A 14,140-nucleotide genomic window follows, 5' to 3' on the forward strand; every position below is an offset into this window, starting at 1 on the left:
TGCAGCGGTAGTTCAGTTGGTTAGAATACCGGCCTGTCACGCCGGGGGTCGCGGGTTCGAGCCCCGTCCGCTGCGCCATTTTTCATTCCCTGATGTGAAAAATGTATTTCAAAGTTCAAGACGACGTGCTTCGCTTGTCTTGCATCATAAAAAATAACGATGTTATTTTTTAATATTCAGGGCGCTTAGCTCAGTTGGTAGAGCGTCTGCCTTACAAGCAGAATGTCGGCGGTTCGATCCCGTCAGCGCCCACCATATCCTTTCATCCTCCTTTATCTTATATTTCTTGCGTATTGCACTAAATTCGCCTAGAATTTTTATTTAATAATAATACTAATATCCGTGACTTATGCGAAATCCTTATCAACGTAAAGCTGCATCTAAGCAAGCAACGCAAACTTATAATGCACAAGATATTTACAAGCAATTTATTGAAACCATTGTGTCTCAGGGGCATGTTTTTGCATTGTATGAAGATGGCTGGGCGCTCTGTGCCACGCCTACAGGGCAACGTGCTTTTGCAATGTGGCAAAATAAAAGTCTGGCAAAACTGTTAATTAAAGACAATTGGGCCAATTATCAAGTCGAAGAAATTTCACTGAAAGATTTTATTGAAAAAGTGATTCCATTTTTACGTCAGGAAGCCACCAATATTTCGATGAATCTAAGCCCAGAAGGGCAGAATGTATTGGTTGCCCCTGAAAAGTTATTGCTTGATCTAAAAAATTATTTGTATCAGGTGTATATGCAAAAACCTGAATTTTTTAAAGATATGCAAATTCCTTTACCACGCTCGATACGTTTGAATTAAGCGATCTGCTTGCTAGATTTTATTTTTAATACTCATTCAGCAGCCAACCACTGATATAAGCAAAATACTCGCGTAACCATGCGTTATAGCGGGTATAGAGTGGTGTCGTTGCACTGAGCATGCTGAACTGTGTGTATCCTTGTCGTTTGGCAATGGCTGCTGCACGTGGTGTGTGAAAGTCGCTGGTGACAATTATAATCGGTTGGGTTTTATCTGTGCCTAATGTATGCAGCAAGGGCTGACTGTTTTTCAAATTAAGTGCCGTACTGGTGCTTTGGGTTTCCAAGATAATGTGTGATGCTGCAATTGCATAACGTTGTTGCAAATAATTAGACATCACCTGTGCTTCAGTGAGTTGTTCCGCAAATGCAGGGCCACCACTAACAATGAAATAACTTTGAGGATGCTCCAAGGCATACGCGGCTGCGGTATCCAGTCGTTTGGCAAGCGTGGGCGATGGTTGTCCATTTTCAATGCCACTGCCGAGTACAATCACCACTTTAGCATTGTTGTCTACAGTATTTTGCTGCTGTGTACTGAAATGAATATAAGCAAAAAAGATCAGCAGGCTGATACACCACAGCCAAAATACGCCCCAACCGAATTTCCAAAGCCAATGTATGTGTATATGTTGTTTTAAGTGGCTTTGAATCCAAGTATAGAAAATGGCATAACACAGCAGTATCGTGCCTATTAAAATAGGTAAAACGGTGCCGAAATGAATTTTCTTTAAGTTGATGAGATAAGCACCATCCAACACTAAAATTAATCCAATCAGGCTACTGAATATTCTTTTGAATAGATTGGGGTGTTTTTGTACGTGACTTGCTTGCATGCCTTGCATAATTTTATTGCACTGTGATGCTGTGCAAACAGTATAGCCGAAGCTGCTTAAAAGTTTAGCCTCAGCTGAACTATGTTTCGGCTGAGGCTATGGATAAAACTTGGGTGAATTGAGAAGTTTTGATTAATACACATCTCGGCGGTAACGCCCTTGCTGACGTAATTGTTCCAGTTGAGTCTCACCCAAAATATCTTTTAAGGCTTGGTCGACATCACTGGCCATGCCTTGAATGCTACCGCAGACATAAATCACGGCATTTTGTTCAATCCAGCGTTTTAATTCTTCAGCCTGTTCGCGTAACTTATGGTGTACATAGACTTTTTCGGCTTGATCACGGGAAAAGGCCAAATCAAGGCGTTGTAGCATACCTGTGCTTTGCCAAGCCTCGATGGTGTGCTGATAAAAGTAATCGTGCGCTTGCTGACGTTCACCAAAAAACAACCAGTTTTGGGTGTAATTCAGGCGGGTACGTGCATGCAATAAGCTCATTAATCCTGCAAGCCCTGTACCGTTGCCAATACAAATAATTGGGCGGTCATCATCAATTAAATGGAAAGATTGATTATTGCGAATGCGTAATGCGATATTTTGCCCAAGTGCAGCATGTGCAGTTAACCAACCTGAACCTAAGCCAAGCTCGCCTTGAGCATCGAATTTTTGACGCACCACAAGTCTTAAAACCTGTTGTGAAGGAATACTGGCAATTGAATATTCACGACTAGGCAAGGGTGAAAGTTGTGCCAATAATTCATCCGCAGTTTTAAATGTCTGAATTGGCGCGGTGAGGTCTTTATCTGCCAAAGCTTGTACTAAGGTTTGCTGACCATCAGCAAGAATTGTATTGGCATCGAGTTGATGCTGTTTTAAAAAGGCGTGAATCCGTGCAGTGCTGTTTTCAGGCTGAATTTCTGCAATATCACCTGCAGACCAATGCACATCATGTTGTGCTAACAGTTCAATATTGAAGGCGGGTGCGCCTAAACTGTTGGGATTTAGCAAGTCACGTTGCTGTAAGGTCCATGTATCAAAAGTTTTTTCGATATGCATACTTGGTAAGTCAAGTTGTGTGACCTGTACCAAAGCCTGATTCCAACGCTGTATGTCTGCAGGATTGGCATTATTTACTTCAATGGTATTGAACAAGGCATGTGCTTGATTACGTTGCAGCCATGCAGCAATCGTATGTCCAAAACGGCAGTAATGATCTGCATATTCACGTGAACCTAAAGCCAGTACTGCATAACGCAAATGACTCAGGTCACAGGTTTGCGGTAGGATTTTTTTCACAAAACTTGAGGTCAAATCGGGTGCATCACCTGTGCCATAAGTGCTAGCAATACATAACAGTTGGGTGGTGTTTTTAAGATCTTCAAGGCTGAGATGTTGCAGGGCTTTGACTGTGACAGGCTGATGTGCTTCTTGCAGACTAGTAGCGGTGCGCCATGCCAATTGTTCGGCAGTACCTGTTTGGCTGGCATAGACAATGAGCCAGTGTGCAGCATTTGGGTCGATCTGAAATTGAGTCTGGTTTTGACGTGCAGCAAGAGTCAAACGCTTTTGTTTACGACGTTTTAAATACAGCATCCAACCTGTGACTAAAAACAGCGGCATCATCAATGCAGAAAGCATGGCTAAAAATTGATAAACAGGCCCAAAGAAACTACCGCGATGCACAGGCAGCATACTGCTCATGATTTTTTCATTAAGCCGTTTGTCTACATATAATTCAAGTTGAGTAATACGTGCTTGTTGATAATCAAAAGTTGCGTTATTGCGGGCACGTTCATGTTGTGGAATGACATCGACAAAGTTAATTTCAATTTCACTATTGGCGTGTTTAGGCACATTAAAAGTGATACTGGAATAATCCTGCCCCAATTGCTGCGGGAAATGTTGCCATGCCTTCGTCAATGCCAGATTGATTTGTGCCTGATCCAGCGTATTCTGCTTGGGTGGTTTTGTAGTGTTTGCGCGGCGTCCTGCAGTTTGTGTTTGCGCAGCCTGATGAAGTGCTTGAGCATTTGAATTTACAGGTTTGTTGCGTCCATCTGCTTGCAATTGCGCTTGTGGTCTTTCCACACCCATGACTTTAAACATGCCATTGCGCCACCACTCATACGACCAATACAGTCCTGTGCATGCCAAAACTAGATAGAAAATCACGACCCACGTGCCCACTACGGCATGTAAGTCCCAAATAAAATTACGTCCTTTTAATTGAGGTTTGAGCGCAAACCATTGTTTAAATGAATGGCGTTTCGGCCAGCGTAGGTAAATGCCACTTAACACAAAGAACAACAACATGAGGGTACATGCGGCTGTAATTTGTTTACCAATAGGCCCTACGGTTAAGTTGCGGTGTAATTGCTGAATAAACTGGAAAAATTCACGTCCCCGAATTTCAGGCAACACTGCTGCCGAGTAAGGATTAATCAGGATATTTTGTCCACGTTTTGCACCTTCTTTCGCAATATTGATGGTTGAAGATGCAGCCGGGTCTTTTGCAACGGTGATGCTATTAATTTTATAGTCAGGTTGGGTACGCTGAAAATGTTGATAAATTTCTGCAGGGCTTAGTTTGGCTTTCTGCTCAACTTGTACCTGATAACTGTTCGGATTCATCCATTTTAGAATTTCTTGTTCGTAGGAATAAATCGCACCTGTCACGCCCATGAGTGACAAGATCAGTCCTGCAGTAATACCAAGGAACCAGTGAATTTGGAAAAAGGCTTTCTTCAGCATAAGCGTTGGTTGTTGAGTATGAATTGTGATGCAGAATAATGCAGAGATGAAGTTAATGCAAATGCTATTTATTCTCATTATCGTTCATTGTTTTAATTTTAAGCAAAAAAAACCTCCATCACAGGGGATAGAGGTTTATTTTTAAATAGGGATATTTAGATTTGCTTGGCTTCGCCTGCAGCTTCAGTCAAATGCTTGCGAATGGTGTTGAACGAAAAGTTCTTGCTGTCCATACGCTTAGGCAGAATATAAGCACCTTGCTGACCTTTTACTTTGAAGTTCATCAAAATAAATTCAGGGGTGTTGTACCATTCATACACATCTTTCCAGCCAATTGCACCCACGCCTTCTTGAGCGCCCATTTGCTGACGCATCACGATACCGTGCGGCTGTACGCCTAAACGAATCCCTTTAATTTCTTGAACAGGAAATTCATTCATTTTTCGCTTAACGTACCATTCCAAGCCGTATTTACGCACGAGCAGGTAGAGCACCACACAGACAATGGCAACCCAGCAGAAAATTGTCGAATAATTTTTTAACAGCAGAATGCCTAAAATGGAAAGGGCAACAATCACACCCATAATAATCCATGCTTTCATGCCAATTTTATTGGTACTGCGCCAAATTACCAGTTGTGCGTGACGTTGTTCTTCTTCAGAAACTTCGTAGATCACAGGCTGTAGGGTATAGGCGTATAAACTTTTCGCGGTCATAGTGAAACTAACAAATTTAAAACTATAAAAAGTTTAGCATTAATTGCTGTCATGCAGTGAGTATATTGTCGCAAAATCATGCTAAGGTCGGTGAATACTTGTGCAGCTTAGGGCGAATAAGTAGGCACTGACCGTTTGCAGGATTGTTTATAAAGACGCCAGTTCCGTTGCGTCCTGATCATGTTCGTGGCTTAAACTTTGTTTTAAGCGACTTAATTGTTGCAAGATACTCATCATCAAAGATAATTGCTGCAAAATAATTAATGATTTTTGATCTTCTTCTTTGTTTTGGCTTAAACGCTGACGAATGGTTTGCAACATGTTGTGTGCACTTAAATCTGGCGTTTCATCTTTCAGTAAAGCACCTTGAATATCGTCCATTGCTTGATCGAGCAGTTGCAAGACTTCCTGATCGTCAATTTTGTCACGATGCGCACCAAGTGCAGCAATATAGCTAATAAAGGTGTGATTTAGACACAAGAACTCAAAGGCTTGAGCTTTTTGATTGGGGTCAAAATCAGGTTCGGTGGCGAGTGTTGAAATCAGTGAAGCAACTTCTGCATCGGTATTATGAGCAGCACGGCGCACGACACGATAATTCAAACCGTTGTTGCGTCCATTTTTATATTGTTCAATCACTTCTGCCAAATAGCCACATTGCGCGGTGAGTGAGCGGCGAATCGTGCGTGATAAACGACGGAATTTCCAATCGGGGAAGATAAAACTCACGCCAAACCATGCTAGCGCACAACCAATTAAGGTATCGACCATACGTGGTACGGCTGCAGCATAGCCTAAACCCTCTAGGTTAAAGTTCATCAGCGCCAAAATGGTCATAAAAGCAGTGGCTTGTGCATATTGTTTACTGCGCAATTCAAAGAACAACATGCCACTAATCACTAAAACCAGTAATTGTCCTTCTACAGATGGTACAAAATATAAAATGGTGTAGCCGACTACAATCCCTGCCAACGTCCCAATAATACGCAAACGTAAACGCCGTTTGGTGGTGTTAAAGTTAGGCTGCATCACAAACAGGGCGGTCAGTAAAATCCAGTAGCCATATTGAATGTTGGTGACTTGCACAAAAATATAGCCAATCAACAGCACAATCGACAAACGAATGGCGTGGCGGAACAAAACCGATTCTGGGGTTAAATGCTGCTTGATCCGAATGACAATATCATCCCAACTTTTTAAGTCGTCATCTTTCAGTTGTTGTTCAATATGTTTTGATTTATCCAGTTTAATATTGCGTTCGGTTTCAAGGTTACGCAATTGAGCATCAATAGATTTCAGGTTTTGGTATAGGGCAAACAATGCATTAATCCAGACTTGGTCATATTGCTGTTCACTGCGCAGTTTTTCTAAAGACTGTTTAAGATTTTCAAAAGCATGTTTAAAACGCTTGTTATGCACATAAGGTTTACGATGCAAAATGCTTTCGCTTAAATCTTTACAGGCTTTGCCTTGAATCGACAAAATACGCTGGAAGCGAAATAAAATATCGCTGTGCTGAAATATTTTCGCCAGTTTTTGATAATCAATATGTGCAGAGTCGGCACGTTCGTGAATGTCTTGTGCGACAAAGTAATACTGTAAGCTACGTCGGGTATCTTTTTGCCCGCGGTCACCTTTTAAACGGGTCAGTAAAGCGGTTTTTAAGTCGTTAAAAATCGCAATTAATTTGCCATTTTCAAGTGATAAATCAATGATGCTTTGTTGATAACTCGGTGCAGTCATATCCACATCAAATAGATTTGATTTGGCAAATAAAAAATCACCCAAAGAAGAATAACTGAGTGAAAGTTTGTCTTGTAAGGCACGAACAGGGAACAGTAAAAAGCTGATGGTCGAAATTAAGCCGTACCAAATTGCGCCCGAAACCAAAAGCAGCGGCTGCATGTACCAGTCATCAAATAGGTTGACGCCAAGCATGGAATAGACTGACACCACCAAACAGCCATAAGAAATGGTGGCATAACGTCGTCCGAGCGAACCGAGCAAAATTAAGACAATACACGACAGGATTAAGCCTGTAGCAAATAAAATAGGATGCGGAAATAAAAACTGAATTGATGTGGCGGTAACAAAGAAACCAATATAGGTATAGAGCTGATTGACAATACGCACCGAAAAACGGTCATCAATATCACTCAAACCTGCGGCAAGCACACCTAAAGTTAAAGGAATAGTGGCAAGCTGAATCCCCATAAAATAGGGAACAAAAGCAGTTCCCGCAAATGCAATGAGCATGCGGATGTTATACATAAATGTGGTGTTATAGGTCGCTTGTTTGAGCTTTATCAGCCAAGGTTTCAACATCATTCCTTTAAGTAAACTTTTCTGTCTAAACAGAGATTTATGCTGCAAGATGAAGGTTTGCGTACATTGTAACTGTAGATGAGATATTTAGAGTGCCTAATATGTGAAAATTCATCTTTGATCACAACAAATCATACTATGGAGCGTGTAAGCTTGTCTGTACATCTGTCATTTCATCATAAAATATGAGCATATCGAAAACGCTGCCAAGTTCAAGCAGTACGCCACCATCTAGGCAACAACCCAACATGCGGCAATATTCGACTGCGTGGATTTTATTGTTGGCGTTATTGACTTCGCTTGGGCCTTTATCGATTGATATGTATTTGCCTGCCTTGCCCGTTATGGCAAGCGAGTTTGGCGTATCGACCCAAATGGTCGCAAACAGTTTGCCTGCCTACTTTTTAGGTTTGGCATTGGGTCAACTGATTTACGGGCCGCTGAGTGATCGGATTGGACGTAAGCCGCCTTTATATTTTGGCTTGGCACTATTTTCACTCGCCAGTATGTTGTGTGTGTTTGCACAAAATGAATGGGGACTGATTGCTGCACGTATTTTGCAGGCTTTGGGTGGCTGTGTGGGTGTGGTAATTGCACGAGCAGCTATTCGTGATCGCTTGGATTTGCAAACATCCGCTCAAGCTTTTTCGAGCATGATGATTGTGATGACCATTGCGCCCATTATTGCACCTACGCTGGGCGCATGGGTACTTAGATGGATGAATTGGCAAGCTATTTTTGTAGTGCTGACCTGCGTTGGAATTATTTGCTGTTTATGTGTGCACTTCTTTTTTAAAGAAACTTTGGCGAAAGAACGTCGTTTAAATTTGAACTTTCAGCAAGTACTGACCTTATATTTTGCCATTTTAAAAGATCGTGATTTTCGTTTTCCAATGTTGGCAGGCTGTCTGACTGGTGGGGCATTGTTTTGCTATATCAGCGGTTCAAGTGCAGTCATGATGGATCAATATGGCTTGAGTGAAACAGCTTTTGCTTATGTGTTTGGTGCCAATGCGATTGGTATTATGCTGTTTTCGACCCTGAATAAAAAAATCAGTGGCAAATTGGGTGTGTTACAACGCTTAAAATTGGGCAGCATGATTCAACTGAGTGGTGCGGTCATTCTACTGCTTGCAGGTAGTTTGGGGTATGCACCTTTGGCATTGGTGATGATCGGTTTATTTCTTGCCGTGTCTGGGATTGGTTTTACAGGCCCGAATGCCATGGCACTAGCTATGGCAAAACAAGGCGCACGTGCAGGAACAGCCAGTGCGGTCATGGGCAGTGTGCAATTCTTTTGTGGCTTGATTGGTGGAGTGTTACTCAACTTTTTAACAGGCAGTGCTTTGCTGAATATGGCTGTATTAATGCTGCTATTTATTGGGTTTGGGATGTTTGCCGTTTTTCATATTTTGCAACCTCAATCAGATTGAGTTGGGGTCAATACTTTTTCAAATGGTGATTTTTTTCGCAAAAATCGGGCTTTTAGACAGAACTGAAATATATACAATAGTCTAATGGTGGTGTAAATACTTGAATAATCAACCTATTTAAAGTATTGAATTTTATATGGTTTAATTGTTTGAATCTGTAATTATGATTAATTGTGATTTCTTATTCGGGAAAACTGATTTTAATAAACGTCATAACTTGATAGATTTAAGCCTGTAATAAATGACACAAATTGTAATATTTTAAATATTTGGGTGTCTTGGACTATTTGGCAAAAGTGTTTTGATTTTTCAGCCATTTTTATAATTCGATGTGAAATCGATAGATGACGAACAAAATCATCATGCACGGATGCAGCGTTGTTTTATTTTGGAGAGATAAATGAGTCAATTACTCAACGGTCAATTTATGATCAAAGGTTTAGCTATTGCTGTTACAACTTTAATGGTAGGTACTGCACACGCAGCAAAAACTGAGCAACAACAAATTCAAGAACTTCGTCAAGAAGTTGAAGCGTTAAAATCATTAATTCAGCAACAACAGCAAGTACAACAACAGCAGCAAACTCAAATTGCCCAAGTACAACAGGCGAAGCCTGCTGCACCTGTAAGTGCATTAAGCAGTTTAAAGTCTAAATCTGGTGCAGATGTTTCTATTTATGGTTCGATCCGTGGTGATGCAAACTATATTATTAAAGGTGCGGATAATGACTTTAACTCAGCACATACAAGTAAAGAAGAAGCAAGTGACAAATTACGTGCTACCGCAAAAGTCACCCGCTTAGGTTTAGACTTTAATACACCTGTTGGTGACAACAAAGTAGGCGGTAAAGTTGAGGTTGACTTTGCAAGCGGATCTGACAACTTGCGTATCCGTCATGCTTATTTAACTTTAAACAACTGGTTATTCGGTCAAACCACATCGAACTTCCTGTCAAATCATGCACCAGAAATGATTGACTTTGCAACGAATATTGGTGGTGGTACAACACGTGTACCGCAAGTTCGTTACAACTATAAATTAGCCCCTGCAACAGAATTATTTGTTTCTGCTGAAGAAGGTAATAGTTCTTCGCAAATTTATGATGCTAAAGAGGATAAAATTGTTAGCTCTGACGTAACTTACCGAGCTCCAGTATTGACTGCAAAAGTGACTCAAGGTTTTGCTGATGGTAAAGGTTTAGCTTCTGCACGTGCATTGGTTGAACATTACAAATCAGAAGCAGCAAATGATGATAAAACTGGTTGGGGTGCTGCTGTAGGTACGAATTATCAAGTTGCAGAACCTTTAAAAGTGTCTGCTGATGTCTCTTATGTTAAGGGCAACAGCAACTACTTATATGGTAATAACTCTGCATTTTACGTAAATACAGTTAATGGTGAAATTGAGCAAAATGAAACGATTGGTGTACAAGTGGGTGCAACCTATAAGTTCTCACCACAATTACGTTCAACTTTAGCCTACGGTGCTTTATTTGCCGATGATGGTACAGACTATGCGCGTTTAAATGATGATGCTAACGAGAAAGTACAACAAGCGTGGATTAACTTTATCTATTCACCTGTAAAACCAATCGATTTAGGTATTGAGTATATCAACGGTGAGCGTGAAACTTTCAAAGGTCAAAAATTCAGTGATGACCGAGTAGGCTTTATGGCGCGCTATAGCTTCTAAGTCGGTACTTTTCAGCACAATCCAAAACAGAGCTTAATTTTAAGCTCTGTTTTTTTTATGTTGAAAATTTATGTTATTCACTCAATAACTTAAATTTTATCTGGTTTAAAGGAATGTTGTAACTTTCTCTTATAGCTGAACACAATCATTAAAATTTTTAGAAAAAACCGCAGAAAATAGCAGCTTTTTGTCAAAAAAAATGCATAATGATCGACCTTTAATCTTGCTGTTTTTTGTCAAGTGGTTGAATATCTTTATCGGAAGGTATTTATCTACCTCAGATATTTGGGAGCTTATATGAGATTACCTCTCAGTGTTAAGCCGATTCAGTTGTTTGCACTCGAAGTCACCCCGAAAGTGAAAATGCTGTCTTTTGTCTTTCTTTTCTTCTGTTCTAGGCAAACGCAGATCATAACGCTTGAGTGAAACCAAAGGATGGGTTGGCTGAGCGAAATGCATACCTCTTAAACTTCGGTCAAATACGATACTGTTTACATACTTTGTATTGCGGCATTTTTTAGTTGATTTAGAGTCATAGTGATGCAAATGCTTTGGTTTGCATAGACAGCTCTTCATCGTATTAAAAACAATCTGCAATCACTATATGGATATTGCCATGGAATTTACTTTTAATGCGTTTTATACGCTGATTGCTGCGGTCATCGTCCTGCTCTTAGGGCGACTTTTAGTCAATAAAATTGATTTTTTAAAACGCTATAATATTCCTGAACCTGTTGCAGGTGGTTTGGTTGCCGCTATTGTTTCATTGTTGGTGAATCAATTTTGGGGTTATAGCATTACCACCAGTAGCGCATTGCAAACTAGCTTTATGCTTATTTTCTTCGCCTCGATTGGTTTAAGCGCGAACTTCACAAAATTGCGTCAGGGCGGAATCGGTTTAATTATTTTCTTGATTGCAATTTCCACATTTATTGTGTTGCAAAACATTGTCGGCATTAGTCTTGCAACATTGTTAGGTATTGATCCACTAATTGGTTTAATTGCAGGATCGATTACTTTAACTGGCGGTCATGGTACAGCAGGTGCGTGGGGTGAAATTTTAGAAACCCAATATGGTATTCAAGGTGCTTTGGCACTGGGCATGGCAAGTGCGACCTTTGGTTTAATTATTGGTGGTTTAATTGGTGGTCCACTGGCTAAAACTTTAATCAACCGTCATCAATTGGCTGTACCACGTACCGACGAACAAATTGAAAAACGCGATAATACGCCTGCGGATCAAGATTCCAATGAGTTTATTCCATTTGAATATCCGCATCAGGTTCGTTTAATTACAGCAGATAATGCAATTACTACTTTGGGTTTATTTGCAGCGTGTTTGGCATTTGCCGAATTTATGACAGGCGCTGCCAAAGGCACGATGTTTGAATTACCAACTTTCGTTTGGGCATTGGCGGGCGGTGTGGTTCTGCGTAATGTCTTAGAAAGTATTTTTAAAGTTAATATTTTTGACCGTGCGATTGATGTGTTTGGGAATGCATCTTTATCGTTATATTTGGCGATGGCGTTGTTGTCACTCAAACTATGGCAATTGGCCGATTTGGCAGGTCCGTTGATGGTGATTTTAGGTGCGCAAGCACTCACAATGGCGTTATATGCAGCTTTTGTGACCTTCCGTCTTATGGGGAAAAACTACGATGCAGCCGTGTTGGCAGCAGGACACTGTGGTTTTGGGATGGGGGCAACGCCAACAGCAGTCGCCAATATGCAGGCCATTACCAATATGTATGGTCCATCTTATAAAGCGTTCTTGATTGTGCCGCTGTGTGGTGCATTCTTTGTCGATTTAATTAACGTTGCGGTGATTCAATCTATTCTAAAACTCTTTGGTGGCTAAGCTCCAAAGCATGAAGGATTGATTTAATCATCCACAAAAAATGTCAGTTCAATTAAACTGGCATTTTATTTGATCTATAGCATTTTTAATTTAAGCCATGAAATGCAAGAATGCTGTATAGACCAGAAAACTACCAATTAAACTGAGCCAAACAGGTAGTTTGGATTTTAATAATCCAATCACCAAAACAATAAACAGCAGATCAACAATACTCAAAATATAACGCTGTGCCATTTCGAGCACCATATACAGAAGCAATCCGACTACCGCTGCATTAATCCCTGTAACCGCATGACGAATATAGGCTTGCTGCATCAACCAAGACCAATAAGGCAAAGTCGAAAATACCAAAAAGAAAGATGGCAGAAAAACCGCCAACGTGGCTAAAGTCGCATTCAGCAGCATAGATTCTGTCATTGGAATCAAACTGCCCAAATATGTTGCAAAGCTGAACAGTGGGCCAGGCACCAATTGCGCCATGGCATAACCCAAATCGAACTGTTCTGCACTGACTAAGCATGTGCTAACAAAATCTTGATGCAATAAAGGCAAAATTACATGCCCACCGCCAAAGACCAAAGATGCGGCTTGATAGAAACTTAAATTGGCTGCATAGAGTAATTGAGGTTGCAGCCAGTTTAGACCTGACAGCACAATAAAGGGTGTAACAAAAAGTACTGCCCAAAATACAGCATAACGACGATGTTTGAGTAAATGTGCCGCAGTAAAATGAGTATCTGTCGCCGTTGTATTGGTGGATGCTGGTGCAGCAGTCGGTGCTGCGTGTTTCGCCATCCAAATGCCAAAACAAGCGGCAATCAGAATCACCAAAACTTGATTGAAGCTCAATGGCACCAGATAAATAAATAGGGCAGAAGCAAACATTAAGGCATATTGCCAAACCGTTTTACAAAAACTGCGCAACATTTGCCAAAATGCCCAAGCTACCACGGCCAATACGATCAGTTGAATACTGTGAAAGCTATTTGACGACAGTACATCAAAATATTGATGTCCCAAAACTACAACCAAAACCATAAACAACGCTGAAGGTAGGGTAAAACCCAACCAAGCTAGGACTGCACCCCAATAGCCTTTTTGCAAATAACCAATCGCTAAACCCACCTGACTACTAGTTGGGCCAGGTAAGAGTTGTGCAAGTGCGATAATTTGTGAATACTGGGATTCATCTAGCCATTTGAGTTGTTGCACAAAACGCTGATGGAAAAACACCAAATGCGCTGCAGGCCCACCAAAAGACAGACAGCCTAATTGCAGAAAAATCCAGAATAATAAGGAATAAGAAGGTGTTGGCATATAATTTTAGACAGATTCGACTTGTGCGCCACTGTAGTCGCTAGACGTGACAGTTTAACGAATTACTACAAGGATCGGTTAAAATAATAGATAGACTATGGGCGCTCATGCAAGGTAAAAACAGAGAGCATAACTGTTGACGTTAAGAGGGTTGCTGTATCAAGTAGGCTGATCAACCTTGACACGATTGATGGTGAAATATCGACTGAAACCTATGGATTCAAGAAGGTCATTATGAAAATTGGGTATGTATCTCTTACAGCATTACTGATGGTGGGATGTCAGGTGGTGCCATCGCAGCAGCAATTTTCGACTCAAACTTTGCGTGAGTCGCAGCCCGTGGTTGAAGCAGAGTCGCGCCTGAATCAAATTGATTTTCGTCAGTTAAAACAACAAAAAAA

Annotated in this window: 9 protein-coding genes and 2 tRNA genes; 6 read left to right on the plus strand and 5 right to left on the minus strand. The window is 40.9% G+C overall.

Translation table 11 applies throughout. The features are described 5' to 3' along the window. Position 1: 1 nt before the first annotated feature. From F947_RS13930 to F947_RS13940, 3 genes are all read left to right on the plus strand, one after another. Positions 2–78, plus strand: a tRNA-Asp gene (locus F947_RS13930). A gap of 101 nt (positions 79–179) precedes the next feature. Continuing rightward, positions 180–255, plus strand: a tRNA-Val gene (locus F947_RS13935). Between the two features lie 94 nt (positions 256–349). Continuing rightward, a complete protein-coding gene (locus F947_RS13940) occupies positions 350–811 on the plus strand; it encodes a DUF2750 domain-containing protein (protein ID WP_004977378.1) in 462 nt (153 codons plus the stop codon). Positions 812–836: 25 nt separating this feature from the next. Here the strand turns inward: F947_RS13940 and F947_RS13945 are convergent, their stop codons facing one another. The 4 genes from F947_RS13945 to yccS form a co-directional block, all read right to left on the minus strand. Continuing rightward, complete coding sequence (locus F947_RS13945; RefSeq protein ID WP_004977380.1) at positions 837–1,655, minus strand: YdcF family protein; 819 nt, start codon at positions 1,653–1,655, stop codon at positions 837–839. 123 nt (positions 1,656–1,778) lie between these two features. Further along, positions 1,779–4,397, minus strand: coding sequence for a PepSY domain-containing protein (locus F947_RS13950; RefSeq protein WP_004977386.1), 2,619 nt, complete (start codon positions 4,395–4,397; stop codon positions 1,779–1,781). A 155-nt stretch (positions 4,398–4,552) separates the two neighbouring features. After that, positions 4,553–5,113 (minus strand): SdpI family protein, encoded by a 561-nt coding sequence (locus tag F947_RS13955; protein WP_004977388.1) that lies wholly within the window; start codon positions 5,111–5,113, stop codon positions 4,553–4,555. 147 nt (positions 5,114–5,260) lie between these two features. Continuing rightward, a complete protein-coding gene (yccS, locus tag F947_RS13960; RefSeq protein ID WP_026438465.1) occupies positions 5,261–7,435 on the minus strand; it encodes a YccS family putative transporter in 2,175 nt (724 codons plus the stop codon). Between the two features lie 251 nt (positions 7,436–7,686). Here yccS and F947_RS13965 point away from each other — a divergent pair, with 251 nt between their 5' ends. The 3 genes from F947_RS13965 (at position 7,687) to gltS (ending at position 12,422) form a co-directional block, all read left to right on the plus strand. Continuing rightward, the gene (locus F947_RS13965) at positions 7,687–8,871 is read left to right on the plus strand and encodes a multidrug effflux MFS transporter (protein ID WP_004977393.1); all 1,185 of its coding nucleotides are present in this window, start codon (positions 7,687–7,689) and stop codon (positions 8,869–8,871) included. A 400-nt stretch (positions 8,872–9,271) separates the two neighbouring features. Then, positions 9,272–10,564: a DcaP family trimeric outer membrane transporter gene (locus F947_RS13970; protein WP_004977396.1), complete on the plus strand. Its 1,293-nt coding sequence runs from the start codon at positions 9,272–9,274 to the stop codon at positions 10,562–10,564. 616 nt (positions 10,565–11,180) lie between these two features. Next, complete coding sequence (gene gltS, locus F947_RS13975; protein ID WP_004977397.1) at positions 11,181–12,422, plus strand: sodium/glutamate symporter; 1,242 nt, start codon at positions 11,181–11,183, stop codon at positions 12,420–12,422. 90 nt (positions 12,423–12,512) lie between these two features. On the opposite strand, the gene chrA is transcribed toward gltS, so the two are convergent. Beyond that, positions 12,513–13,739 carry a chromate efflux transporter gene (gene chrA / locus F947_RS13980; RefSeq protein ID WP_004977399.1) on the minus strand — a complete coding sequence of 409 codons (1,227 nt, stop codon included), beginning with the start codon at positions 13,737–13,739 and terminating at the stop codon, positions 12,513–12,515. Positions 13,740–14,140 lie beyond the last annotated feature (401 nt).

This window comes from Acinetobacter towneri DSM 14962 = CIP 107472 (assembly GCF_000368785.1).
Lineage (GTDB): Bacteria > Pseudomonadota > Gammaproteobacteria > Pseudomonadales > Moraxellaceae > Acinetobacter > Acinetobacter towneri.